Genomic DNA, 26730 nt, shown 5'->3' with positions numbered 1-26730 from the left:
CTATCCAAAAATGGGTAGCCTCTTTTTGTGTATGATATAGCTTGTTCCATATTAAATGGATTGTATTACCGCTTTCTCAGCTTCCTTACGTGTACCGTCAAAACCATCTACTCCGGCAACAGTAGTATACTTGAGTACATATTTTCTAGTAGGGTAAAGTCTGTTATATACTCCTTGACACATTAGTGTTGCTTCATGAAACCCACAAAGAATAAGTTTGAGTTTCCCGGGATAGGTATTTACATCCCCTATGGCATATACTCCTTCTATATTAGTTTGGTAGTCAAGTGCATTGTTTACCTTGATGGCATTTCGTTCTATTTCCAATCCCCAATCGGCAATAGGTCCCAGTTTAGGGGTTAGTCCGAAGAGAGGAATAAAGTAATCGGTAGGGAGCTTCTCCTGATGTCCCTCTTTTTCGATTATTACAGAGGAAAGCTCTTTCTCTCCTTTCAAATTCACTACTTCACAGGGAGTAATAAGATTTATTTTACCTTTAATCTTGAGAGCTTTTACTTTTTCTACTGAATCCAAGGCGGCACGAAATTCATTACGGCGATGTACTAAAGTAACGGATTTAGCGATATCAGCAAGAAATATACTCCAGTCAAGGGCAGAGTCCCCTCCTCCAGCGATAACTACACGTTTGCCAACAAAGCGGTCAGGAGCTTTTATAAAGTATTCTACACCTTTATCTTCATATTGTGTAAGGTTAGCAATTTCAGGCTTTCGAGGCTCAAAGGTACCAAGACCACCAGCAATGGCAACTGCTTTTCCTTTGATTTGTGTACCTTTATCAGTAGTAACTATAAAAGAGCCATCTGCTTGTTTGTCTAAAGTCATGGCTGTCTCAGAAAGGGTAAACTCAGGTTGAAACTGTTTAATCTGTTCCATAAGGTTATCTACAAGTTCAGACGCTCCTACACTGGGGTAACCAGGGATATCAAAGATAGGTTTTTTAGGATAAAGTTCGGTAAGTTGTCCTCCTGGTTGAGGAAGAGCATCTATAAGATGGCATTTTAGGCGTAGGAGTCCTGCTTCGAATACAGCAAATAGACCTGTAGGTCCTGCCCCAATGATGATAATATCGGTTTCTTTCATGAATATTAATTTGATTGTGCAAAAATACGAAATTAATGGCAAATGACAAATGATTAATCCTCCCTTAAGTCATTAACTCCTAACTACTGGAATAGATTGTTTAGTTTGTAGATTGGACTTATAGAATTGTCCTTTGACTCTTATGGTGTCGTTGTGTTTGTTGTAGGCTGTATGCAGGTGTCTTCCTTTGGATTACAGTTAGAAATGGAGATATTTGTGAGACTTGTTTTGTGCATCTTTTGGCAGATGAGAGAAGGTATTTCCTCTTTATGAATGAACATAATAGGTATTTCCTGAGAGCACTTCCATAGCTGCTAGGATTATAATTAAGGGTAAGGATGACAAAAATGCTAAAAAATATTTCATATAGCAAGGAATTAGTAAAGTAATTTGACTTCTTTGAGAGAAAAGGAGCTTACCACAGCATCTTCTTGTTCTACTTGGAGTTGTCCGTTATGGCTTACTCCTTTGATGTAGCCCATAAAGCGCTTCCCATTAGGATATTCAAAAGTGGAGGGCTTGTCCTTTCGAAAAAGGTGAGCATGATACTGGTCTAATACAGTATCAAATCGAGTAGGGGAGAGGCTGATGAGCGCTACTTCTAATTCGTGGCATATAAGGAGCAAGACCTCCTCTAAGTCAAAGGGGTGTCCCATAATTTTCTGTAGGGAGGAAACGTTGGGTAGATCCTTGAAGAATAGCTGATTTACATTTAACCCTATACCAATTACTGAAGCGGTAATTTGCTCTTTATTCAGTGTATTTTCTATGAGAATTCCGCAGATTTTCTTTTTATCTGACAAAATGTCATTAGCCCACTTAACAGCCAAGTCGGGTATATATAATTTTTTTAAGGCACGGAAAATAGCCAGCGAGACTTCCATATTCAACAGAAAGTGATATTCAGAAGGAAGCTGATTAAAAACTTTCAGAACGCTGAAAGTGAGGTTTTTATAAGGATCAGATATCCATTTAGCCCCTTGCTGTCCTCGTCCTTGATCTTGTGAAAGAGACCATATACAAGTAAGGTCTTTTACTTCTTTTTCTTTGACAAGATTTTTTAGATATGTATTGGTAGAATTTGTGGCATTAAGTTTGATAATTTCCATAAAAAGTTATACCTTTGTCGCTTTGCAAAAGTAATTAAAAAAATTGAATGTCAGACAAAAAAAATAATACAGAGGAGATACTTTCTTCCGTTTTGGAAGGAATACAAAAAGTTAAAGGGCAGGACATCACTATCTTAGACCTCAGGGGAATAGAAAATGCTGTATGTAACTATTTTGTAATTTGTTCAGGTGGTTCTAATACTCAAGTGGTTGCCATTTCTGGAGCGGTACAGAGACAAACCCCACAAAAGCCTTGGCATGTAGAAGGTGAGCAGAATGCCGAGTGGGTACTCTTGGATTATGTAGACGTAGTAGTACATATTTTTCAAAAACCTATACGTGAATATTATGATATAGAAGGCTTATGGGGAGATGCCCAGATAACCCATATAAAAACAGATAATTAAATTATGAACGAAAACAAACCTTCACGTTTTTCTGCCTTTTGGTTCTATGCAGGACTGGCAATAATTCTATTTTTTATTCTCAATCCACTTTCAAGTTCAGGTTTATGGAAGCAACCACAGGAAATCTCACAAACAGAATTCGAAAAATTTTTACAAGATGGAGATATTTCCAAAGTGGTGGTAGTTAATAAGCACCAGGCACGAATATATTTGTTCCCAGAGGCAATGAATAAGCCCGATCATAAGGAAGTTCGAGCAGAAAATCCTTTGTTTAAAACAGGAGCTGATTCTGATGTACCTCAGTATAAAATGGAGATAGGTGTATTAGAGAATTTTGAGAACAGGTATAATAAAATAGTTACAGAAAACAATCTATCCAGTACGCAACTTATATATAAAACAGAGCAAAATTTCTTTGGAGATGTTCTTATTACAGTAGTACTTCCCGTAGTACTTTTTGTAGGTCTATGGATATTCCTTATGCGTCGAGCAGGCGGAGGAATGGGAGGCGGACAAATATTTAGTATAGGAAGATCACGTGCTAAGCTTTTTGATGGAGAGAAAGATAAGAAAATTACTTTTCAGGATGTGGCAGGTTTAGAAGGTGCTAAGGAAGAAGTGCAAGAGATAGTGGAGTTTCTTAAAAATCCTGAAAAATATACTTCTTTAGGAGGTAAAATTCCTAAAGGAGCTCTCTTAGTAGGACCTCCGGGTACAGGGAAAACCCTTCTTGCCAAGGCAGTAGCAGGAGAAGCAAAGGTGCCTTTCTTCTCCCTTTCCGGCTCTGACTTTGTGGAAATGTTTGTAGGGGTAGGGGCTTCTCGTGTGCGTGATTTGTTCCGACAAGCTAAAGAAAAATCACCAGCTATTATATTTATAGATGAGATAGATGCTATTGGACGTGCACGCGGAAAGAACAATCTCACTAATGCTAATGACGAGAGGGAAAATACTCTTAATCAGTTACTTACAGAAATGGATGGCTTTGGTACTACTACTAATGTGATAGTATTGGCAGCCACTAACCGTGCTGATATTTTGGATAAAGCCCTTCTTAGAGCAGGGCGCTTTGACCGACAAATCTTTATAGATTTGCCTGATCTTAATGAACGTAGGGAAATATTTAAAGTACACTTACGACCTATTAAGATTACAGAGAACTTGGATATTGATTTTTTAGCTAAGCAGACTCCAGGATTCTCAGGGGCTGATATTGCTAATGTATGTAATGAAGCTGCCCTAATTGCTGCTCGTAGAGGAAAGACTTCTGTAGATAAACAAGATTTTCTGGATGCAGTGGATAGAATTATTGGAGGACTTGAGAAGAAGAATAAGATTATCACTCCAGAGGAAAAGAGAGCTATTGCCTATCATGAAGCAGGACATGCTACTGTAAGTTGGCTTTTGGAACATGCAGCACCCTTGGTAAAGGTAACCATTGTCCCAAGAGGACGTTCCTTAGGAGCAGCTTGGTACCTGCCAGAAGAACGACAAATTGTGCGTACAGATCAAATAGAAGATGAGATGTGTGCAGCCTTAGGTGGACGTGCGGCAGAGCAGATTATTTTTGGTAAGATTTCTACAGGAGCACTCAGTGATCTTGAAAAAGTAACTAAGCAAGCTCGAGCTATGGTAACTATTTATGGACTTAATGAGAAAATAGGAAACCTTACTTATTACGATGCTACAGGAGAAGAATATGGATTTACCAAGCCTTATAGTGAAAAGACAGCTCAAGTGATTGATGAGGAAATCAACAAAATTATTGAGACACAATATCAAAGAGCTCTTGATATTCTCCGTACTCATCAGGATAAGCTCTCCACCCTAGCTGAATTACTTTTAGAAAGGGAAGTGATCTTTAAGGAGGATTTGGAAGCAATATTTGGTAAGCGACCTCATGAGGAAAAAAATAATTATTAAATTTTATTCTTAAAAAGCTAACACTTTTTGTTAGCTTTTTTCATATTTATTGCTTATTTGTTAAAAAACAAGTAAAAAGTATTTTGTATAAAAAAAATGTTCTACCTTTGCAGCAGATAACTTTTAAAGAAAAAAAGATGAAAAAATTATTAGTTTTAGCTAGTATATTTCTAGCAATTAGTAGTGCTTCAGCACAAGCGGCTTTGGATAGAGGAGGCGTGCAGCTCAATGGAGGCTTTGGTTTTACAGGATGGGGAATACCCGTGTATGTAGGTGCCGACTTTGGGGTTACTGATCAAATAAGTGTAGGAGGAGAATTATTCTACCGTACTGATAAAGTGGCAGGAGTACGTTATAATAATTTTGGAGTACTTGCCAACGCTAACTATCACTTAGGTGAATTATTACGCTTTCCTTCTCCTTTAGATGTATATGGAGGTATGAGTTTAGGGTATTATAATTGGGATAATGACTATAAAGGTAATCGCTATTGGGATTATGAATATGATTCAGGTTTAGGAGTTCGCTTACAAACAGGGGCTCGTTACTTCTTTACAGATAATTTTGGGGTAAATGCTGAAATATTTGTAGAGCATAATACGGGAAATACTATTACCTCAGGAGGACTTAAAATGGGGGTTACTTATCAGTTCTAAAAAAATATATATATAATAATTTTAAAAGAGAGATTATTGAATGTTATTCAGTAATCTCTTTTTTAGGTCATAGTAATCAATATGAAATGTGTTTAAACTTTTTTGAGAAACTTGGATATAAATTCTAATAGAAGTATTCCTATTCAAGTTATATCTAAATATTTATATCTCATTATCAGATTCTTATACCTATCAAGTCAATCGTTTGATTGTTCAATCTTGAATCTGTTTTTGTCTAATTCCTCATCAAAATAAATATCTGGTTGCTCTCCATTTTGGGGATTAGGTTAGCTATTAGCTATAATTTCTCTACTTTCTAAAAATTCTCTTAGTGATTTACTATTAAATCCTGTATCTGCATTGAGAAACTGCCGATTCAACCTGCAAGTGCAATTTTTTAGCTTACAAATTTATAAAATAAATCTTTTGTTTTTTCAAATCTTAAAACTTTTCTTGATTATTAATTTTATATTGTATTTGTTTTAATAATTATCTGTAATTCCTTTAAAATTAGTATTCTTAGGTATATATTACACACATTTCTATTGCTATGTTCACTTAGCTCCCTCTCCCAAAAACTATATGGATGAGCAAAATAGAATCCCAAATCTAATTTCTTCTCTATGATGTTAAGTTCAGAAAATTCCTTCCCATTTTCAAATCTAAAATAAAATCCCTATCTTTGTCCTCACTATTCATTATTCACTATGTACATCAGACTCCTACCTCTCTTGCTGCTCCTTTCCGCTTGCCGTTGGATAGCTGGCACACCTGATCCACAGGAAGGAGAAGAAAAAGAAACAACCCATGGCTCTTCGCAAAGCAAAGGTATGCGTACGGTAACCGATAGCGAAGAAACCATCTCATTTCAGTTGCTTCCTGAGCCAACCATACACGACAATATTCTATTATATCAAATAAATGTATCTTATATAGATAGCAAAGGAGAGGTTTATGTTTCTCCCTCCGATTTCTATGAGTTAGATAGCTTAGATCTACCTATTAGAGAAATGCAAAAGAGGCTTTCTCAGGGCAAAAAGATACAACAATACATCATCCTAGACGATAAATACAAGAAAAGAATCTTTGAAAAGACTAATTATTCTCCAAGTGACACCATATTTGTATACAACTACGAAAAAAATATACTAAAGAAGTATCCCCTTACCAATGTAAGAACTGTAGCTTATATACATATCAATAGTGATGAAAACAAAATTGACATGAAAGAATGCAACATAGGCTTCGAATTAGTCTATGATCCCAATGATGATATATCACAAGAGGAAGATCGCATATACTGGGAGGCTTATGCTTATATAGGTAAAGAGAATCCTTTTGTAGAGAACCAAATGAAGCCCATGACTTGGGTCAAAGTCGACAAAGAGAAATTCCCACTTCCTTATACCTTCGTTCATGAAGAATATTATTGGGGCAATACTTACCGATACGAAGACCAAGAAGTCATCTGCTATCTAAGAGATTTCCGTCCTAACGAAGGATATGAAAAAATCCACGACAAACGCTATTTGGTAGTCCTTGATGCTAAAAACAAAAAGATTATCAAAACCGCTTTTTGGGAGGAAAGTCAAATACTTGTATTTGATTCTCCTTATGACAGGGATGATCTTTCTTTTGCCATATCCATAGGCCGACTTCTCAAGGACAGACCCATAACCATCTGCGGATTGAATTATAGGTACTTCCAATGCCTACCTATTGTATTTTTAGACCAACAATACTCAGATCTTGATAATTTTTGTGACAAATGAAACTAAAACTCATCACCGCCATTGCCGAAGGAGATTTCTCGGCTATTCTCAACATCACTACACAGCTATCGGATAGGGAACGTTACGACGTCATCGCAGCTATCAAGGATTTAGACCCCTATTCAGAAACAGATTTCCCAAGAAAGAACGTTGATAAAAAGGATACTTATCGCTATAAAGATAAAGTTTTTCAAGCTCTTAACTATGCCCTGATCACTATGGTGCGCAAAGAAAGTGATTTAGCAAAGGTGATGATTAATAAAGAGAATTATTATGGTGAAATTTACCAAGTAACTCCCTATGCTATTTTGGGTTCTTACTATTTTGAACCTGTAATCAACTACTTTACACAGTTTCCTCCAGATAACTATATCAAAAAAATACTCAAAGAACGCTACAATAAAGAGATTAATGGACTCTCTTTTGGATTTCAGTGGTATTTCTATAAAAAAGGCTGGATTCCTTTTGAAGAGGAGCGTTTTGTAAAGAATCTACTTGAGGTCTCCATGTTCAACCGCTATGTAACTGCTGATGTCCATTTTCTCTTGCAAAACCCCGAAGCCATTGAAAAAGTGCTCCTCCAGCTCTATCGTATTGAGACCAAAGTGCTTGACCTTTCTAAGTGGAAGAGTGACAACACCCTACGCAAGACCAATGACTTGGGTTCTGCTAAGGTAACTACCTATTGGGATGAGGTATTTGAATTATTGATGCATCATGGCTACCAAATCCCTCGTAGCTTTGTAGGGTATCTTTTGGAGTCTCTGCTCAACCAATGGAAGAAACCCCACCTTGATTGGCATTGTCGTTTGCTCAAATGGCTTGTCCCTACTCACACCGAGCTTTTGGCGTACCAACAAACCCTCTTTGCTGTTTTGGGAACTGGAGTAGGTAGTGTGGTAAAGACTGCTATGGAATACATTACTGTCATTGCCCCTGATCCTCTGTTTGACTTTGCAAGCTTTATGCAACAGTTTCCACTCGCCTTCACGGTAGAGAAGCAACCCAAAGCACTCCTACAAGGAGTAGAAATCTTAGCTAAAGGCTTCAAAAAACAAACCCCTACTGACCTTAGTTACCGCGAACAGTTGGCTGTGCTCTTTACCCAACCCGATGTGAAGCTACAAGAGAAAGTAGCCGACCTGCTCACTACTTATTTTGCCGATGAGGGCTTAACGGAAGTGGTGGCACCCTACAAGGATTACCTAAAAGGCAAAGCCCAAGAGCTTCTTGAGAAGCTCTCCTCAGAAGTGTCTGAAACTTCTGTCTCCATAACCCCTAACACCTATACTCCGATTCCTATCCCCTTCTCTGGAGATACCCTGCTTTTCCTTCTCGGCGATTGTATCCGTGAGAAATCAGCGGCTACCATTGATGTCTTCTTTGATGCTCTGGTACGCTTGCAAGACCAAATTCCTACGGATTATATTGAGCGAATAAAACCTTATCTCAAACAACTCACCTCTCGTGAGTGGGACGTGAGTACATTACCTTTATTATATCAGTTCTTGGAATCGTGGAGTACTCAAAGTGCCAAAATTCCTGTATATAACACTGACAAAGAATGGAAAGAGGTGAATATGCTCTATGAACAAGGAAAAGATATACAGGGAGACAGACTCAGGAAAGAAGTAATGATGCACAAAGGTATTAACAATAGTAAGAAGACATTTCCTTATCTCCTACACAAGATAGAGTATACCCTCCAAAAGCTCAAAGAAAAAGACACCCTACCATTCCTCTCTACTCCTACACACGAACCTTTCTATATAGAAGCGGAGGTATTGGTAGATAAGCTCCTACAACACGAAGCAAAAGGAAAAACCCCTGACCTTGACGACCTGATTGTAGCTTGCAACCGCCTGCTATTCAAGGATGCATCGGCAGTAGCCAAAGCAAAAGCGGAACAACTCAAAGGTGCCTATGCTCCTGCTATTAGGTATTACTTAGACTTAACTGATGAGATACAATTAGCGGAGGAATTCTTGCCACTTTGGACACAAATCACCCGTATCAAGCACCCCGGCGCAGAGTTCGAAATATTTGAAACAACAGCAGCAAAGGATATCCCCAGCGTAGTGAGACCTTTCTATATTTGTTATGGTTGGGAAAAAGTAACCTATCAAAATGGAAAAGTCGGCGATGAGTTTAAATACCATTGTAATCAGTTTGCCAGATACAGAAATGTGAATCGGAATAATGCACTTTATTGTTACTACAATGCCAATGAAGGAGAATTGGTTCCTGCTCAAGACATTGAGTACAAACTAAGCCTCAACCCCCATTACTCCGATGCCTTACTCTGTGCTTATATCAGTACATCGGCAACAATGAACGAAGCCAATGAGGTGCGCAATATGTCACTCCCTTTGGAAGCCATATTACGCCACGGCCTCAGGGTGCACCATAGCGGATGGCTCTATATAGGGGCATGCTTGCTCTTTGAGAAGCGTCCATCCCGTGATTTAGGCTATGAGTACCTCTGTCAGGCAATCGCCCGAGGGGAGGATCTCAGCTACCTGAAGACCTATTTGGCTCACGTACTGGCTTGGGATTACTTGCCTATTCCTCGTTTTATAGAGTTCTTAGACCGTCCCAATCCACCTGTTGTAAAAGCCTTTGGTAAGGAAGTGGTAGATCTCTATTTGGAGGAAGTCAAAAAGCAGGATAAGCTACCGAGAAACCATAAGAGAATGTTAGCCTATCACAAAACAATGAATATATAAGAAAATGTGTCTCTTTGATTTTCTTTCTCTATGGAGAGAGGGTTGTATTTTGTCTCTTTTTATAAACCCAATAACCTATAGTCCCTGTAGCTATTCCTACTAAAATACCAATAAATATATCTGTGGGAAAATGTACTCCTAAATACATACGACTATATGCATAAGGAATGGGCCAAAGAAAAACCCAAAAAGCTACTTTTATTCTTTTTCTAAAAACAAGATATAAGAAAGTACAAATAGCAAAGCTATTGCTTGTATGCCCTGAGAAAAAGCTATATCCTTTTTCCTGCAAAATAATACGCAAATGAGGAATAAGTGATGCTGTATGCAAGGGACGTAACCTAGCCACAATTTCTTTAGTAGTATTGGTAATTACTATTGTCAATAACAATATACCTAATGTATAAAAGAAGATTCTCCATGCTTCTCTCTTAGAGAAAAAATAGAAATTTATCCATAGAATCAGAATAAAAAAGGGAATCCAATTCCAAGCATTAGTAATAGCAATCCAAAAAGTATCCCATGAGATAGTTCCTGTCTGATTAATTGCTACAAGTAATTGATAATCTTTTTGTAAAAGGTCTTTCAGCATAAAAATCAACTTTTAAAAAACAAAAAATCCTTAGTATATCTTACTAAGGACTTTTGTGCCTACGACTGGATTCGAACCAGCACGCCCTAACGAGCACCACCCCCTCAAGATGGCGAGTCTACCAATTTCTCCACATAGGCTAAGAAAAACTCAACAAATTCAGTTATGAAACTAAAACTTGTGACCCGGGTGGGCCTCGAACCCACGACCCCAACATTAAGAGTGTCGTGCTCTGCCAACTGAGCTACCGAGTCTTCAAATAAATTTATTAACTGTGACCTGGCTGGGACTCGAACCCAGGACCCCAACATTAAAAGTGTTGTGCTCTACCAACTGAGCTACCAAGTCGCCACGTAAATTTATAAATCTTAAAAATAAGAGTGACCTGGCTGGGGCTCGAACCCAGGACCCCAACATTAAAAGTGTTGTGCTCTACCAACTGAGCTACCAAGTCCTAAAAACTAATCTCAAAAAGATTTTTATGCGGGTGCAAATTTACGGTTTTTTTTTATATAAACAAGCAGAAAAATAATTAATTTTGCACTTTATTTTTATTCAGTTTTTAATTTATTACAAAACAGTTACTTATGACTGAAAAAATTATTCTTTTAGGTTATATGGGAAGTGGAAAATCAGCCATTGGAAAGCATATAGCTTCTATCCTGTCACTTCCCTTTTATGATTTAGATACCTTCATAGAACAAAAAGAAGAGAAAAAAATCTCGGAAATATTCTCTGAAAAAGGAGAAATATATTTTCGTCATAAAGAACAAGAGTATCTACAGGAACTTCTCCTTTCTCCCTCTCAAATAGTACTTTCTTTAGGGGGAGGAACTCCTTGTTATGGAAACGTCATGAAACTTATCAATAAAGCGACCCCCTATGTTTTTTATTTACAATTACCGGCTAAAGTACTCATGCAACGATTATCTGTATATCAAAAAGAAAGACCTCTTATTGCTCATCTTTCAAAGGGAAAATTAGAAGAATTTATTAATAAACATCTTTTCGAACGTTATTCTTTCTATACTCAAGCTTCCTTTATAATTCCTTGTGAGGGACTTTCTATTACAGGAATCGCAGACAAAATACTTGAGAGAATAAAATAATTAATAAATTTCTTGACAAGATCCTGTAAAATGTTGTATCTTTGTACTCTTAAATACTATTTGATAATACCAGATGAAATTATCTAGCTTTAACTTCAACCTTCCTAAGGAACTCCTTGCAGAATATCCTAGTGAAAATCGCGATGAAGCACGTCTTATGGTGGTTCATCGTAAAACAGAAAAAATAGAACATCGCTTATTTAAGGATGTTATTGATTATTTTGACGATGGTGACGTTTTTGTCCTAAATAATACAAAAGTATTTCCTGCACGTCTTTATGGACATAAGGAAAAAACAAATGCCAAAATTGAGGTCTTCCTCTTGCGTGAGCTTAATAAAGAACAACGTTTATGGGACGTTTTGGTAGATCCTGCACGAAAAATACGCATTGGGAACAAACTCTTTTTTGACCCTGAAGAAGAATTAGTAGCTGAAGTAATTGATAATACCACCTCTCGTGGTCGTACCTTACGTTTCCTCTTTGACGGGTCATACGAAGGCTTTCGAAATAAACTATTAGAATTAGGACATACGCCTCTTCCAAAATATATTTCTCGCCCTGTAGAACCTGAGGATGAGGAGCGTTATCAAACTATCTATGCAAAATATGAGGGAGCTGTAGCTGCTCCTACCGCAGGCTTGCATTTCTCCAAACAATTAATGAAACGTCTTGAGATAAAAGGAATTAATTTTGCTGAACTTACTCTTCATATTGGGTTAGGCACTTTCAATCCTGTAGAAGTAGAGGATCTTTCTAAGCATAAAATGGATAGTGAAGAAATCATTATTCCTCAAGAAGCTTGTGATATTGTTAATAAAGCGAAAGAAGCTGGCAAACGTGTATGTGCTGTAGGAACTACTGTCATGCGTGCTATGGAAAGTTCAGTATCTTCTCATAATACATTAAATCCCTTTATCGGGTGGACTAACAAATTTATCTTTCCTCCTTATGATTTTGGTGTCGCCAATGCCATGATCACTAACTTTCATACTCCAAAATCCACCTTACTCATGATGGTTTCTGCCTTTGCAGGACATGAACTTATTATGAATGCTTATGAAGAAGCCGTAAAAGAAAAATATAAATTTTTCTCTTATGGGGATGCTATGCTTATTATTTAATTCCATTATTGAGACTTATTATGGATAACCTACAAACTAAAAATCCTTATTTCAATACCTCTGGACTCACTTCCTCTCAGGCAAATTATGTGTGTGAGCGTATCAAAGAATATCTCAAACCTATCCAGGATCGTGTCAACAATATAGAAACCCATACAGCAAGCCTTGATGGAGAACCTTTGGACAACTTCACTAAGGTAGAGAATATTAAAGAAAAACTCTCTCAGATAGGTACCTTATATGCCATTTCTGCCTATTTGCGCACAGCTATTAAGGAAAAAGATGACCGCCTTGAAATCTTAAATACAAAACTAAAAAATGTAATAACTGAAGTAGAGAGGGAGGTTTCTCCTATTGATTACAAGGAACTTAGTAAGATTAAAGAGATTACGATTGAAGATTATCTTAAAACTCTTCCATTAGAAGAAGTCGTCCACTATAAAGAAGCTGAAGCTAAAGCCGCTCATATAGGTAAGTATATTCATAACTTTGATGAAGTACGTACCGCCCTTACTAAGAAAGAACTTATTTCTTTCAGAGAAGTAGGAGAGCAAGTTTTTAAAATAAAAAATACTCCTTTGTATAACTTAGAGGAGCTACAACAATTACAGGAACAACTTTTAGCAGAACATCGACAGTTTGAAAGTGAAGTAAATTTCTATAAAGCTAAGTTTCGTGAAGCAGAAAACAAACACAAAATAGAATACGAACAGGAAAAACAACGCTTAGAACAGGAACGACAAACGAAAGTTAATCAGCTAGTGGTTGAAAAGACTACAAAACTTGCAAAAATTAAGGAAGAAGTTGCCAATTTCAGAATTATTATACCTCATAAATATGAAACTGAGATCAAGGAATTATTACAAAAAGAAGGTTCAATCTCTATAAAATAGTTGACCTATAACAGATTTATAGAAGTTTGATTTGGGAAGTTATAAAGCAAATTATCTTATATCTAACACTCCCATTGATTTTCGCTCTGTGTTCAAAACGTTTATCCTATTGATGAAGTATCAGTGTTATTGCTTCAGTGGTATATTTTATGCCTTCATAATAGGGCTTTATCCTTAACTTCGCCTTTGCGAATACAGAGGACTTTATCTTAATCGTTGGCATTAACTGCGTTTTGCTTTGTAACTTTCACTTCCTATTTTTTAATTAATTATCATGAAAAAATATATTCTATTATTCCTAATAATATTAGGACATTCTGTAGTGTTTTCTCAAAATAAAACTACAGAGGTTATTCAAGAAAAAATGTCCTTACCTAAACCCTATGATCCAATGGAGGATGGGGACACTCGCATAACAGAGCTACTCGTTCAAGCCAAAAAGGAAAACAAAAAACTCCTAATACAAATAGGTGGTAATTGGTGTATATGGTGTTTACGCTTTAATCATCTAGTAACTACGGATCCCGAACTTAAAGCAATTTTAAATAAGAAATATGTATACTATCATCTGAATTATTCTCCTGAGAATAAAAATGAAAGAGCCTTTGCTAAGTATGGTAATCCTGGTGAAAAATACGGTTACCCTGCTTTTCTTATTCTTGACAAACGAGGAAATATACTCTCCATTCGTAAAACAGAAGATATGGAAGAAGGAAAAGGCTACAATAAAACTAAAGTTAAAAAATTCTTACAAGGACGATTAGACTAAGTTTTTCATTTAACAAATATTTTAAAGACTAAAAAGTATTTTTTTAACAAATAATTCTTAATTTTGCATCAGATAAAATATTTTTTTTATGGCAAAAATTACATTTCATAATGAACCTGCAACCACCGCAGGAGAATTACCTAAAGTAGGTAGCATAGCTGCTAATTTCATGGCTGTAAGCAGTGATTTAAAAGAGAAATCTCTCTCTGACTATAAGGGGCACCGTATAGTGCTTAGTATATTTCCTAGTGTAGATACAGGAGTTTGTGCAGCTTCTGTAAGACGATTTAACCAAGAAGCTAACAACCTTAAGAATACTAAAATTCTTTGTATTTCTAAGGATTTACCTTTTGCTATGGCACGCTTCTGTGGAGCTGAAGGACTTAAAAATGTAGAAGTACTTTCTGACTTCCGTGGAGACTTCTCTAGTAAATATCATGTAGAACTTTTAGATACTCCTCTAAAGGGCTTGTTATCACGAGCTATTATTGTCATAGATGAAAATGAGACAGTTATTTATACAGAGCAAGTAGATGAAATTACTAATGAGCCTGATTATGAAGCTGTTTTGAATGTTTTAAAATAGTTTAATAAAAAGAGGCTGTCCGAAAAGGGTAGCCTCTTTTTTCCCATTTTTCTCAATTTCTTACTGACAAGTAGTTTCTCCACAGGTAAATGAATAAGTATCTATTTCAAAAGTTGTATGTTGAATTCCTTCATGAAAAAGTTGATGCTTAAGTTCTTTCTTCACTTCCATAAAATCCTCTAAAGAGACCCCTTCTTTTAACACTAAGTGTGCCGTTAAGGCATTCTCAGAGCTACTTAATGCCCATATATGTAAATGGTGAACTGAAGAAATCTTAGGATGATTAAGCAATACTTGCTGTATTTCTTCATTAGATACCTGCTGTGGTACTCCATCTAATATAAGTTTAACGCTCTCTTTAAGAAGAGACCATGTAGAAAATAATATTACAAAAGCAATAATAAAACTGATAATAGGATCTATAATATTCCATCCTGTAAAGGAAATAATAGCCCCTGAAACAATTACTCCAAGAGACACTAAAGCATCCACTAAAAGATGCAAGAAAGCGCCTTTGATATTGATATCTTCTTTTTGCCCCTTATAAAAGAGAAAAGCAGAAAGTCCATTGATAAAGATTCCTATCAAAGCCGTAATAATGATCATTCCTCCTTGCATTTGAGGAGGATTTGAAAAACGTTCAATACTCTCTACCCCTATTTTAATAACAATCAAGCAGAGAATGACTGCATTAATAAATGAAGCTAAGATAGAAGCTTTCTTATACCCATACGTATAAAGTTCCGTAGCACCTTTTTGGGCTAATTTCATCCCTAACAAGGAAATAATCAAAGTCGCCACATCGCTTAAGTTATGGCTAGCATCAGAAATAAGAGCTAAAGAATTAATATGAATACCAACTACAAATTCAATAAGAGTATAAAGTGCATTAGCACCTATTCCCACATAAAAGGCTTGATTAATTCGTCTCAGATCTGGTATATGATGATGGTGATGTTCATGTCCCATAGGAAAATTATTTAAAATAAGTTAGACTATATAATCATTTCATGATGAACCGTTAATAATCATTTGAGAGACCAAATCTTAATCATACACAATAGTTCCTACAGATTCTCCTGCTATTACTTTAGCTAAATTTCCTCTTCTATTCATATCAAAGACTATAATAGGAAGGTGATTTTCCTGACTTAGAGTAAAGGCTGTCATATCCATTATCTTCAATCCTTTATCTATAGCTTCAGAAAAAGTAATATGTTCATATTTGGTTGCTTGAGGATCCTTCTCTGGATCGGCAGTATAAATACCATCCACACGAGTACCTTTGAGAATCACATCTGCATTAATCTCTATAGCACGAAGTACTGCAGCCGAATCAGTAGTAAAATAGGGATTTCCTGTTCCCGCCCCAAAGATAACTACACGACCTTTTTCTAAATGACGAATGGCTCGCCTACGAATAAAAGGTTCTGCAATAGCTTCCATTGTGATAGCTGTCTGCAATCGGGTAAGTACTCCTTCGTCCTCTAAAGCACTTTGTAAAGCTAAAGAATTGATAACAGTGGCTAACATCCCCATATAATCTCCCTGCACTCTATCCATACCATTACTAGCCCCTGCTACTCCTCGGAAAATATTTCCTCCACCGATAACCACAGCTACCTCAGCTCCTCGGTTAACTGCTTGTTTTATCTCAATAGCATATTCTTTAAGCCTTGCCGGGTCAATACCATGCTGTCTTCCCCCCATAAGGGCTTCTCCACTTAACTTAAGAAGAATTCTCTTGTATTTCATAAGAAAATTTTTTCTGCAAAAATAATGATTTTCCACGATTTCATAGCTATTTTTATATAAATATTTTTCAAAAAGATTAGTCTTGTCAAAAAATAAATAGATTAATCCATTTTTTATTCCTAATAAATTCTTACCTTTGCCTAAAAAACAATGACACTTACAGAAAAAGACCAAAAATACCTTTGGCACGCTTATACTCAACACAAAACCAGCGACACCCCTATTGCTATAACAAAAGGGAAAGATGCACTACTATGGGATGAAAAAGGTAATGTTTACATAGATGCTATTGCTTCTTGGTGGGTAAACCCATACGGACATAGTAATGAGCGCTTAGCTAAGAGAGCTTATGAACAGCTTACCTCTTTAGAACATGTTCTTTTTGGAGGATTTACACATCAGCCTGCTTGTGATTTAGCGGAAAATCTTATAAAAATACTCCCAAAAAACCAAAGTAAAGTTTTCTTCTCTGACAATGGTTCTACAGCTGTAGAAGTAGCCATCAAGATTGCCCTACAATACCATTATAATCGTGGAGATAAGCGCACTACTTTCATTGCTTTTGAAGAGGCTTTTCATGGAGATACTTTTGCTGCTATGGCAGTCTCTGGCATTTCTCTTTATACCACTGCCTTTCAAGGACAGCTTTTAGATGTAGTGCGTATTCCTATTCCTGAAAAAGGTAAAGAAGAAGCCTGTAAAAAACGACTTTTGGAAGTTCTTTCAGAATATAAGTGTGCAGGTTTTATCTTCGAACCCTTAGTATTAGGAGCTGCTGGAATGCGCATGTATGCTCCAGAAATATTGGATGAACTTATAGAAATATGCCGAAAGAATAAAGTACTAACCATTGCTGATGAAGTAATGACCGGGTTTGGGAAAACGGGAAAAAAATTCGCTTGTGATTACCTCACTCAAATGCCCGATATAATTTGTCTTTCCAAAGCACTTACAGGAGGTACTATCCCCCTTTCAGCCACTACTACTACAGAGGAAATCTATGATGCTTTTTATAGTGATGACATCAGTAAAGCGCTCTTTCATGGGCATACCTTTATGGCAAACCCTACTGGATGTGCTATTGCTTTAGAGAGCCTCAAAATGTTACAAGAAGAAGAAATGCAAGCCAATCTGAAACGTATTCATGCCAAACATATAGCTTTTGCTGCTAAAATGGATAAGCACCCTAAAGTAGCTCGTACACGTACTCTCGGTGTTATCTTTGCTATGGATTTAAAAGTACCTGACACAGGAGAATATTATGGTTCTATTCGCAATGAACTTTATAGATATTATATTAATCATGGAGTTATTTTACGACCTGTATACCACACTATATATGTATTACCTCCTTATATCATGACTAATAAGCAATTGGATACTGTGTATCAAATTATCGAGGACAGTATAGAATATCTAACAACTAAGAAACTTTTATAAAACCTATGAGAGAGAAAAGAAAGTCCTCCTTATCTACTACCATAGGAGATCGTATTATACAGTTTAACAAGGAGTTACAATATAATGGTACACTTCCTGAGGGATTTGCTGTACTAAATCCTTATCTGGATAATCCTGAAACTATAGAAGTAATGGCCGCCTTCTATCATAAGTATTACAATGATAATGATTCTCGTAGATTTATTATAGGTATCAATCCCAGCAGACATGGAGCAGGTGTTACGGGAGTTCCTTTTACTGATACTAAACATTTAGAGAATGATTGTGGAATTCCTATGCTTTCAGCTCGTACTCATGAGGTTTCCTCTGTGTTCGTGTATGATATGATTACTCAATATGGAGGAGTAGCAACTTTTTATAAAAATTTCTATATTAATTCTCCTTTCCCTCTGGCTATAGTACGTAAAACACCTCAAGGTACATGGCTTAATGCCAATTATTATGATGATATCAATCTTTTTGCAATGACTAAGGATTATATGATAGCTTCTTTGAAAAAACATATTGCTCTAGGGTTAGATACTTCAGAAGTCTATATTTTGGGAAAGAAGAATGCTATTTTTCTTGAAAAGCTTAATAAAGAAGCATCCTTATTTAAGAAAATGATCGTCTTAGAACATCCTCGCTATATAGAACAATATAAATCCAAAGAAAAACAACTATATGTAGATAAATTTGTAAAAGTTTTAGCAGCTAAATCTATTCAATTTGATAAAGTATGATTATTTATACTATCGGTCATTCCACCCATCCTATAGAGGAATTTATTTTATGGTTAAAATCCTTTAATATTACCCATTTGGTAGATATACGTTCTTTCCCTTCCTCTACTAAGTATCCTCAATATAATAAAGAGTCTTTGGCTCTTTTTTTAGGAAAAGAAGGGATTACTTATAGTCATTTATCTGCTTTAGGAGGCAAGCGAAAAGTAATGAAAAATTCTAGAAATGATCGTTGGCATAATACTTCTTTTCGTGGTTATGCAGATTATATGGAAACTGAGGACTTCCGAAAAGGGTTAAATACACTCATAGCTATTGCCCAGAAAGAGACTACTGCTTATATGTGTGCAGAGGCTCTCTGGTGGCGTTGTCATCGTTCCATGGTCTCTGACGCTCTTAAAGTAAAGGGTTGGGAGGTACGTCATATTATGGGAATAGGAAAATATGAAATACATCCTTACACAACTCCTGCTCGTTTGGTAGGAGACAAGATATGTTATTATGATGAGAACTTATTTGATGATTCATTATAAACAATCAAAATATGAAACTTTTAAAAGAACTCGAAGAACTTGTAGCCCAACAAGTAATTACCCAAGAAGTAGCTGATCATATTCGATTATATATACAAGAACGGAAAAGAACTTCTACCTCTCACAAACTTTTAATAATTTTTGGCGTGTTGGGAGCTAGTTTGATTGGTTTAGGAATCATCGTGCTTTTAGCTCATAATTGGGATGAACTTCCTCGATGGATTAAAACTCTTTTTTCTTTTCTCCCCTTATTGGTAGGACAAATAGGTTGCGGTTACTTGCTATTTAAGAAAGGTATTAATTCTTGGTACGCTGAAGCTGTTGCCGTTTTTACAAGTCTTGCTATAGGAGCAGCTATTGCCATGATACATCAGGTATATAATCTGCCTGAAAGCTCTTTTGCTGACTTTCTATCGCTTTGGATATTTTTAGCTCTTCCCACCCTTTATCTGATGCGCTCACGAGCTACAGCTATTTTATGTTATATAGGTATAGGAACACTTTGCCTACTTGGAATGGACAGAGAATGGTTTACCTTTTTCTCCTCCCTCATTGCCTTTGTTTTAGTACTTCCTTTTTATCTTTGGCATTTAAAGCATAAGGCATCCAACTATATTACAGGAATATTACACGGACTTACTGCTCTCTTCATAGGTATAGCTCTTTGCTCCTTTTTAGATAATATTAAATTTAAAGATGATTATGCTACCTGCTTGGTGTTCCTCTCAGGAGCCTTTCTTATCATAGGAAAGTACTTACAATCACATATTTACTACAATGCTTACAAAGTATTAGCTATCCTTTGCTTAGTTATCTGCTTCTTTGTCAAAGAAGCACTATATGTGCATCATCCACCTCAATCTTTACTCCCTTCTTTGCTCCTTTTTGCTTTCATTTATATCCCTTTACTTATAAAGTATTATCTCTTAGATAAAAGGGAAAAAATTCTTGATCTTATCATTTTTTATCCAATAGTGTATATGATTCTTGCTTTCATAAGACTTCCTTACCTATATGACTTAGCAATCCTTGTCATCGGAAGTTACTATTTATGGAAAGGATTTAAGAGCGAACGTACTCTCTTAGTTAATTTTGGGCTTTTAACTATTTCAGTTCAAGTTACCTATCGTTTTTTTGATTCTTCTCTTTCCTTTGTAATCAAAGGAATCGTCTTTATCATCTTAGGATTAAGCTTTTTTGTTGTAAATTACCTCATTCTAAAACAGAAAAAAAATGCGTAAAAAATATCTTATTATAGCCTTTGCTCTCATGATATTAGCACAATTATCATTCCCCTTGAAAATGATTATAGAAAGAGAAATCATCTTACATAAAGGAGAGACTTTCCTTTTCAAGATTGAACCTATTGATCCTTATGATGCCTTTCGTGGGCGATACGTATGGATAAACTATAAAAACCTCAATGTAGATTTACCTTCTTATATGCAAAATGAATATTACAAAATTAATGACCTCTATATAACTCTTAAAAAAGATAGTGTAGGAGTAGTCATTTACGATAAAGTAATTGATACAAAGCCTACAAATACAGATATCTATATAAAAGTAAAAACAGATGGAATCCTCACTGATGGAGGTAAAGTACGAATTGAAATGCCAGATAATCGTTATTATATGAATGAGAATAAAGCTCCTATTGCTGATACATTACTTAAAAATGCTTATGCACAGATCGTTGTTTACAAGGGACAAATGGTGCTCAAGGGCATCTTGGTTGACGGTATGTCTATAGAAAAATATATAGACCAATTAGCAAAAAACAAATCCTATTAAAATACACTTTACTATATGAAAGATTTCTACTTAGAAAGACTCAAACAAGAAATATTTACTAAAAAATCCTTTCTTTGTATAGGTTTAGATGTGGATTTAAATAAAATTCCTCCTTTTCTATTAAGAGAAATGGATCCTATTTTTGCTTTCAATAAAGCCATTATTGATGCTACTCACTTATACGCAATCGCTTACAAACCTAATATTGCTTTCTATGAAGCTTATGGAGAGAAAGGATGGCAATCCTTAAGGAAGACTATCAATTATTTGAATGAATACTATCCCAATATCTTTACCATTGCCGATGCCAAACGAGGAGACATAGGCAATACAGCTACAATGTATGCCAAAGCATTTTTCGATGACTTACAGTTCGATAGTATAACTGTAGCCCCTTATATGGGACAGGATTCAGTAGAGCCCTTCCTTGCTTTTAAGAATAAAATAACTATTCTCTTAGTATTAACATCTAACAAAGGAGCCTTTGATTTTCAAACACTTTCCTGCGAGGGTATACCACTATACAAGAAAGTACTTACTATCTCGCAACAATGGGAGAATGCTCAAAACCTTATGTATGTAGTAGGAGCTACCAAGATAGAATATTTATCTGAAATTCGAAAAATTATCCCTAATTCTTTTCTGCTTGTTCCAGGAATAGGTGCACAAGGAGGAAACCTCAGAGAGGTATGCAAGTATGGTATGAATGAGTCTGTGGGGCTTATCATCAATTCTTCAAGAGCTATCATCTATGCTTCACAAGGGGAGAACTTTGCTGAGAAAGCTCATGAAGAAGCTCAAAAAATACAGAAAGAAATGAACTCTATCATTCAATTAAAATTTCAATAGATATGACTTTTTCTGAAGAAAATTACCTAAAAATCATCTATCACCTTAGTCATGAAGAGAATATGGAGGTAACTACTAACGCTATTGCAGAAGCCATGCAAACCAAAGCTTCTTCTGTTACTGATATGCTAAAAAAACTCCACGAAAAAGGCTGGGTAGAACACAAGCGATATCAAGGTGTATCCCTCACTGAAAAAGGGAAAAAAAATGCTCTTTTTGTCATACGGAAACATCGTCTTTGGGAAGTATTCTTAGCTGAAAAACTTCATTTTTCTTGGGAAGAAATTCATGAAATAGCAGAACAATTAGAACATATCCAATCCGATAAACTTATAGAAAAATTAGATAAATTTCTTCTTTACCCCGAAAAAGATCCTCATGGAGATCCCATCCCAGATAAATTCGGTAATGTTCCTCAATTTAAGAGTGAGCTCCTCAGCCTACTCAAAAAAGGAGAAAGTGGTCATTGTGTGGGAGTAAAAAATACTTCCAGGGAATTCTTACAATACCTTAATAAAATAGAAATTTCCATAGGAAAAGAAATAAAGGTTTTAGACATTCAACCCTTTGATAATTCTCTTGAAATCCAATTAGATGGAAAAATATTCAATATTTCTTCCATTATAGCCGAAAACATCTATGTTAAAAAAAACAAATAAGTCCGATTTTATTTTTTTGTTTCTGAAAAAAAAACTACTTTTGCCCTTATTTTATAAGCAAAATGTCTCGAAAAAAAATTTATTTTATTATTGCTTTTAGCTTAATGGCTATTCTTGTAGGTGGTTACTTTTGGTTCGCTTATAACAAAGAGTATCATTTTAAAAATCAAGAAATTATATTAAATGACTGTGATGGAGAGGATTGTGCAGAAGTTTCTATCAATTACATGTTCTGTGAAAGTCCTAAAGCATTTGCCAAAATATTCAATGATTCCATTCAAAGGCAATTAGTTAAGATGCTTACTGCAAAAGATACCCTTATGGATATAGAAGAAGCAGGAAAACTTTTTCTAACACAGTATAGATCTGATAAACAACAATTCGAAGGAATATCTCCTTATCAAATTGAAGTGGTGGATACTATCATTTACCAAAGTGATGTCTTAATATCTTTACAAAGATTTGGTTATGAGTATCTTGGGGGTGCTCATCCTGTAGGATGGACTACTTTTATGAACTTTAAGCCCACAGGAGCTTTTTACTCTCAAGAGGAACTTTTTACAGATAAAGAAAAGGTATTAGCTTTAGCTGAAAAACACTTTAGAGAAACTTTTAACTTATCTAAGAACCAAGAATTTAGTGATGGAGGATTCATCTTTGAAAATGATATCTTTTCTCTCCCAAAGAATATTGGGTTTGATAAGGATAATCTTATTCTTTTATACAACCCATATGAAATAGCTCCTTATAGTACAGGAATCTTAGAGGTTAAAATTCCTTTGTCTGAAGTCAGTCCTTGGCTATCCTTCAAATTAAATGATGCTAAAAGAAAATGACCCCAATTCGAAAAATTTATTACCTGAGTAGCTGCGACACTTGCAAACGTATCCTCCATGAAATACGTCCCTTAGATAGCTTCATTTTTCAAGATATAAAGGAAGACCCTATCAGTGAAGCAGATCTAGAAATTCTAAAAAATATAACTGGAAAATATGAACTTCTTTTCAATAAAAGATCTAAACTATATAAAGAACGACTACTAAATGAAAAAATTCTTTCAGAGGAGGACTACAAAAATCTTATTCTAGAACATTATACCTTCTTAAAGCGTCCTATTGTATTGATAGAAGATAGAGTATTCTTAGGAAATGCAACTAAAATTATAAAGGAGACCCGTAAACATTTATAAATTTCCTCACTTATTTATTAGTAAAACAAAAATAAAAATGAATGATATTACTCAATTGAATATCCCTACCACTAATTTGCCACGTATTGTTGTCATTGGTGCAGGATTTGGAGGAATTAATATTGTCAAGAAACTGAATTTTTCCAAAATGCAGGTAGTGCTTATCAATAAAACTAATTATCACACTTTTCAACCTCTACTCTACCAAGTAGCCACTGCAGGTTTGGAACCTGATTCTATTGCCTATTCTGTACGATCTATTTTCAAAAAGGAGCCTAATTTTCACTTTCGTATTACTGAGGTAAAGCATATTTATCCTGATAAAAAAAGTATTTTAACGGATTTAGGAGAACTCTCTTATGATTACTTAGTTATTGCTACCGGTTCTCAAACAAACTTCTACGGTAATGCTAACATCCAGAAGTATGCAATGCCTATGAAGACTGTTCCTGAAGCAGTAGATATGCGTAGCTTAGTTATTCAAAACTTAGAAGCGGCTATCCTTACTAATAACTTAGAGGAACGTAATAGTCTCATGAACTTTGTAATTGTAGGAGGAGGTCCTACAGGAGTGGAACTTGCAGGTGCTTTTGCTGAACTTAAAAAGCACATCCTTCCCACAGACTATCCGGACTTGGATATTCGTAAAATGAATGTAAATTTGATTCAAGCAGATTCTCGTTTACTAATTGGCATGGGGGAGAAATCAAGTGAAAAGGCTAAAGAATATCTTGAAAAGATGGGTGTTTCCATTTGGTTCAATACTTTTGTAAAGGATTATGATGGAGAGAATGTAGTTACCAATACTCATAATTTCCAAGCCTACACCCTTATCTGGACAGCAGGAGTAAAAGGCAATCTTATAGAGGGACTTTCTCAAGAAAGTATTATAGGTGGACGTTATGCTGTCAATGAATTCAATCAAGTAAAAAGTTATGACAATATATTTGCTATAGGAGATATAGCCTGCATGGCTAATGAAAAACAACCCAAAGGACATCCTATGGTAGCCCAACCCGCTATTCAACAAGGGAAATTATTAGCTAAAAACCTAAAAAGGATTTTCTGCAATAAAGCTATGATACCTTTTAACTATTTTGACAAAGGTTCTATGGCAACCGTAGGACGCAATAAAGCTGTAGTAGAGCTCAGGGGAATGCGCTTTTCTGGATGGTTTGCCTGGATATTATGGATTACCGTCCATCTGGCTTTTCTTGTGGGATTTCGTAATAAAATGGTTACCCTTTCAAACTGGATTGTCCAATATTTTCAGTACAATAAGGGGGTAAGATTAATTATCCGTCCTTTCAAGACTGCCTACGAAATAGAGCAGGAAAAAAAGAAACACCATATTCACAAAGAAACTTTATAAATATAGATAGTTATAACTTTACTTAAAGGCTGATTTCTAAGGATTTCAGTCCTTTTTATTTAAATTATATTTCTATTTGTAAAGATTTTTTATATATAATGACATTTCTCTTGTTTATTAAAAAAATATAAGTATCTTTGCCGCAAAATTTAAATACTAATATTTTAAAATTATCGAACAATGAAAAAGATTATGTTTTCAGCATGCACCCTATGGTGTATTGCTACTTTTGCTCAAGAACAAGAAGGAAATGCCTCAGCTACTGGAAATGGGAATGAAACTACAACTGAGAGCAATTGGACTCGTGCAGGAATTGTTTCCCTACTTTTCAATCAAACCGCTTTCAACCATGATTGGACAGGAGGAGGTACCAATAATTATGGGGGAAACCTAAACCTTTCTTATGATGCTAATTATAAAAAAGGACTCTGGGCTTGGGATAATAAGCTCCTTGTTGATTATGGTCTTACTAAAGTAGATGGGGACGCCTTTTCTAAGAAAACCAGTGACCGATTTGCAATTACTTCCTTATTAGGAGCTCAAATTAAGGAAGATTCTCAATGGTACTACTCTTTCTTTGTTAATTTCCAGACTCAATTGGACAAAGGTTATAAATATGGAACTGACTCTCAAGGGAATCAAACCCGAACAGAAACTACTCGGTTTATGGCTCCTGGATACCTTTCTTTTGGTCCTGGTATGCTTTGGAAGAAAAATGATAATCTTAAGGTAAATATTGCTCCCGCTACCTCAAGGCTTATCTTTACTGCGAAAAAATTTACAGAGACAGGAGCTCATTTCGGAGTAGAACAAGGGAAGACTTCTCGTTATGAATTTGGTGCTGCCCTAAATGGATATGCTAAATTTGATGTTTTTGAGAATATCACTCTTGAAAATACACTTAACCTCTATAGTAACTACCTTGACAAGCCAGGAAATATTGACATAGATTATACTTTCAATCTAATGATGAAAGTTAATGACTATATTTCTACTAACTTAATATTCCAAACTATCTATGATGATGATGCTGCTAAAGCATTCCAGGTAAGGGAGGCTTTCGGAGCAGGATTTACTTATAAGTTCTAATATAATTCTGAAAAGGAGAGGCTGTCCGAAAAGTTTTTGGATAGCCTTTCTCTAGGAAGATAGAGGCTACCTAATGTATATTCATTTGGTAACTTGCAATTTATAGGTATTTATAAGATAAATACAATTTATCAAATAAAAAAAGGAAAAAAACAAAATTTAAAACATAGGAAGAGAGGTCTACATAAGAAAAGAAGTAAAATAGTGAAAAAAAGATCTATAGAAAAATGTCTTGCCATTTTGAATCAAAATACTGAATTTGATCATTGGAAGATAGATTTAATGGTAGAAGGCAGGTAATAAAAGGGCTATTTCGACTTTAGTAGAAATAAAAACTAAAATGTTGTTTATAAGTAGATTGCTTTAAGGAAAAAAGCTAACCCTTTGCTAATGCGGTAATAGAAATACTGTTACTTTATAAGGCTTTTGTCAAGACTATTACCAGAGATAATGGGAAGAAATTTCCTGAATTTAGCATCATAGAGAAGAAATTAGATTTAAGATTCTATTTTACTCATTCATATAGTTTTTCGGAGAGGGG

The 26730-nt window shown here is 35.5% G+C and carries 26 protein-coding genes and 4 tRNA genes; 21 read left to right on the top strand and 9 right to left on the bottom strand.

The window, feature by feature from the left end:
* Positions 1–51 precede the first annotated feature (51 nt).
* Together VJJ03_RS07790 and VJJ03_RS07785 are read right to left on the bottom strand one after the other, a co-directional pair.
* Positions 52–1101, bottom strand: a complete 1050-nt coding sequence (locus VJJ03_RS07790; protein ID WP_323974813.1) for an NAD(P)/FAD-dependent oxidoreductase — start codon at positions 1099–1101, stop codon at positions 52–54.
* A gap of 377 nt (positions 1102–1478) precedes the next feature.
* On the bottom strand, positions 1479–2210 hold the full coding sequence (locus VJJ03_RS07785) for a biotin--[acetyl-CoA-carboxylase] ligase (protein WP_323974811.1): 732 nt from the start codon (positions 2208–2210) through the stop codon (positions 1479–1481).
* Between the two features lie 47 nt (positions 2211–2257).
* On the opposite strand from VJJ03_RS07785, the gene rsfS reads away from it, so the two are divergent.
* From rsfS to VJJ03_RS07760, 5 genes are all read left to right on the top strand, one after another.
* A complete protein-coding gene (gene rsfS, locus VJJ03_RS07780) occupies positions 2258–2617 on the top strand; it encodes a ribosome silencing factor (RefSeq protein ID WP_009745346.1) in 360 nt (119 codons plus the stop codon).
* A gap of 3 nt (positions 2618–2620) precedes the next feature.
* Positions 2621–4540 carry an ATP-dependent zinc metalloprotease FtsH gene (ftsH, locus tag VJJ03_RS07775; RefSeq protein ID WP_009745347.1) on the top strand — a complete coding sequence of 640 codons (1920 nt, stop codon included), beginning with the start codon at positions 2621–2623 and terminating at the stop codon, positions 4538–4540.
* Positions 4541–4677: 137 nt separating this feature from the next.
* Entirely contained in the window at positions 4678–5196 is a 519-nt protein-coding gene (locus VJJ03_RS07770; protein ID WP_040358013.1) for an outer membrane beta-barrel protein, read from the top strand.
* A 707-nt stretch (positions 5197–5903) separates the two neighbouring features.
* The gene (locus VJJ03_RS07765; RefSeq protein ID WP_323974809.1) at positions 5904–6968 is read left to right on the top strand and encodes a hypothetical protein; all 1065 of its coding nucleotides are present in this window, start codon (positions 5904–5906) and stop codon (positions 6966–6968) included.
* Complete coding sequence (locus tag VJJ03_RS07760) at positions 6965–9694, top strand: DUF6493 family protein (RefSeq protein WP_323974807.1); 2730 nt, start codon at positions 6965–6967, stop codon at positions 9692–9694. The genes VJJ03_RS07765 and VJJ03_RS07760 overlap by 4 nt, the downstream gene beginning before the upstream one ends.
* A gap of 28 nt (positions 9695–9722) precedes the next feature.
* Here the strand turns inward: VJJ03_RS07760 and VJJ03_RS07755 are convergent, their stop codons facing one another.
* The 5 genes from VJJ03_RS07755 to VJJ03_RS07735 all read right to left on the bottom strand — a co-directional run bounded on the left by VJJ03_RS07755 (position 9723) and on the right by VJJ03_RS07735 (position 10740).
* The gene (locus VJJ03_RS07755) at positions 9723–10286 is read right to left on the bottom strand and encodes a phosphatase PAP2 family protein (RefSeq protein ID WP_009745352.1); all 564 of its coding nucleotides are present in this window, start codon (positions 10284–10286) and stop codon (positions 9723–9725) included.
* Positions 10287–10342: 56 nt separating this feature from the next.
* Positions 10343–10426: transfer RNA gene (locus VJJ03_RS07750), tRNA-Leu, on the bottom strand.
* A 41-nt stretch (positions 10427–10467) separates the two neighbouring features.
* A tRNA-Lys gene (locus tag VJJ03_RS07745) sits at positions 10468–10540 on the bottom strand.
* A gap of 21 nt (positions 10541–10561) precedes the next feature.
* Positions 10562–10634, bottom strand: a tRNA-Lys gene (locus tag VJJ03_RS07740).
* Positions 10635–10667: 33 nt separating this feature from the next.
* Positions 10668–10740 (bottom strand) — tRNA-Lys (locus VJJ03_RS07735).
* Between the two features lie 133 nt (positions 10741–10873).
* Here VJJ03_RS07735 and VJJ03_RS07730 point away from each other — a divergent pair.
* From VJJ03_RS07730 to tpx, 5 genes are all read left to right on the top strand, one after another.
* The gene (locus VJJ03_RS07730; protein ID WP_323974805.1) at positions 10874–11395 is read left to right on the top strand and encodes a shikimate kinase; all 522 of its coding nucleotides are present in this window, start codon (positions 10874–10876) and stop codon (positions 11393–11395) included.
* 73 nt (positions 11396–11468) lie between these two features.
* A complete protein-coding gene (queA, locus tag VJJ03_RS07725; protein WP_009745354.1) occupies positions 11469–12518 on the top strand; it encodes a tRNA preQ1(34) S-adenosylmethionine ribosyltransferase-isomerase QueA in 1050 nt (349 codons plus the stop codon).
* A gap of 20 nt (positions 12519–12538) precedes the next feature.
* Positions 12539–13411 (top strand): hypothetical protein, encoded by an 873-nt coding sequence (locus tag VJJ03_RS07720; RefSeq protein ID WP_009745355.1) that lies wholly within the window; start codon positions 12539–12541, stop codon positions 13409–13411.
* 274 nt (positions 13412–13685) lie between these two features.
* Positions 13686–14180, top strand: a complete 495-nt coding sequence (locus VJJ03_RS07715; protein WP_323974803.1) for a thioredoxin family protein — start codon at positions 13686–13688, stop codon at positions 14178–14180.
* 88 nt (positions 14181–14268) lie between these two features.
* Positions 14269–14766 (top strand): thiol peroxidase, encoded by a 498-nt coding sequence (tpx, locus tag VJJ03_RS07710; protein WP_009745358.1) that lies wholly within the window; start codon positions 14269–14271, stop codon positions 14764–14766.
* A gap of 60 nt (positions 14767–14826) precedes the next feature.
* Here the strand turns inward: tpx and VJJ03_RS07705 are convergent, their stop codons facing one another.
* Both VJJ03_RS07705 and pyrH read right to left on the bottom strand, forming a co-directional pair.
* Positions 14827–15735: a cation diffusion facilitator family transporter gene (locus VJJ03_RS07705; RefSeq protein ID WP_009745359.1), complete on the bottom strand. Its 909-nt coding sequence runs from the start codon at positions 15733–15735 to the stop codon at positions 14827–14829.
* A 78-nt stretch (positions 15736–15813) separates the two neighbouring features.
* Positions 15814–16521 (bottom strand): UMP kinase, encoded by a 708-nt coding sequence (gene pyrH / locus VJJ03_RS07700; RefSeq protein WP_323974801.1) that lies wholly within the window; start codon positions 16519–16521, stop codon positions 15814–15816.
* Between the two features lie 150 nt (positions 16522–16671).
* Here pyrH and bioA point away from each other — a divergent pair, with 150 nt between their 5' ends.
* The 11 genes from bioA to VJJ03_RS07645 all read left to right on the top strand — a co-directional run bounded on the left by bioA (position 16672) and on the right by VJJ03_RS07645 (position 26189).
* The gene (gene bioA / locus VJJ03_RS07695; protein ID WP_009745361.1) at positions 16672–17961 is read left to right on the top strand and encodes an adenosylmethionine--8-amino-7-oxononanoate transaminase; all 1290 of its coding nucleotides are present in this window, start codon (positions 16672–16674) and stop codon (positions 17959–17961) included.
* A 5-nt stretch (positions 17962–17966) separates the two neighbouring features.
* Entirely contained in the window at positions 17967–18704 is a 738-nt protein-coding gene (locus VJJ03_RS07690; protein WP_009745362.1) for an SMUG2 DNA glycosylase family protein, read from the top strand.
* Positions 18701–19237 (top strand): DUF488 family protein, encoded by a 537-nt coding sequence (locus VJJ03_RS07685; protein WP_009745363.1) that lies wholly within the window; start codon positions 18701–18703, stop codon positions 19235–19237. Before VJJ03_RS07690 ends, VJJ03_RS07685 begins: the two co-directional genes overlap by 4 nt.
* Positions 19238–19248: 11 nt before the next feature.
* Positions 19249–20478, top strand: a complete 1230-nt coding sequence (locus VJJ03_RS07680) for a DUF2157 domain-containing protein (RefSeq protein WP_009745364.1) — start codon at positions 19249–19251, stop codon at positions 20476–20478.
* A complete protein-coding gene (locus VJJ03_RS07675; protein WP_009745365.1) occupies positions 20471–21031 on the top strand; it encodes a GDYXXLXY domain-containing protein in 561 nt (186 codons plus the stop codon). The genes VJJ03_RS07680 and VJJ03_RS07675 overlap by 8 nt, the downstream gene beginning before the upstream one ends.
* A 15-nt stretch (positions 21032–21046) precedes the next feature.
* Positions 21047–21880, top strand: coding sequence for an orotidine-5'-phosphate decarboxylase (gene pyrF, locus VJJ03_RS07670; protein ID WP_009745366.1), 834 nt, complete (start codon positions 21047–21049; stop codon positions 21878–21880).
* A 2-nt stretch (positions 21881–21882) separates the two neighbouring features.
* Positions 21883–22539, top strand: a complete 657-nt coding sequence (locus VJJ03_RS07665; protein WP_323974798.1) for a metal-dependent transcriptional regulator — start codon at positions 21883–21885, stop codon at positions 22537–22539.
* A gap of 62 nt (positions 22540–22601) precedes the next feature.
* Positions 22602–23375 (top strand): DUF3298 and DUF4163 domain-containing protein, encoded by a 774-nt coding sequence (locus VJJ03_RS07660; RefSeq protein ID WP_040358015.1) that lies wholly within the window; start codon positions 22602–22604, stop codon positions 23373–23375.
* A complete protein-coding gene (locus tag VJJ03_RS07655) occupies positions 23372–23728 on the top strand; it encodes an arsenate reductase family protein (protein ID WP_009745369.1) in 357 nt (118 codons plus the stop codon). Before VJJ03_RS07660 ends, VJJ03_RS07655 begins: the two co-directional genes overlap by 4 nt.
* A 37-nt stretch (positions 23729–23765) precedes the next feature.
* Positions 23766–25100, top strand: coding sequence for an NAD(P)/FAD-dependent oxidoreductase (locus VJJ03_RS07650; RefSeq protein WP_323974796.1), 1335 nt, complete (start codon positions 23766–23768; stop codon positions 25098–25100).
* 180 nt (positions 25101–25280) lie between these two features.
* Positions 25281–26189 (top strand): DUF3078 domain-containing protein, encoded by a 909-nt coding sequence (locus VJJ03_RS07645; RefSeq protein ID WP_009745371.1) that lies wholly within the window; start codon positions 25281–25283, stop codon positions 26187–26189.
* Positions 26190–26730 lie beyond the last annotated feature (541 nt).

This window comes from Capnocytophaga sp. G2, from assembly GCF_035282625.1.
Lineage (GTDB): Bacteria > Bacteroidota > Bacteroidia > Flavobacteriales > Flavobacteriaceae > Capnocytophaga.
Note: the sequence above shows the minus strand (reverse complement) of the source record. Positions and strands in the feature narration are given on the sequence as shown.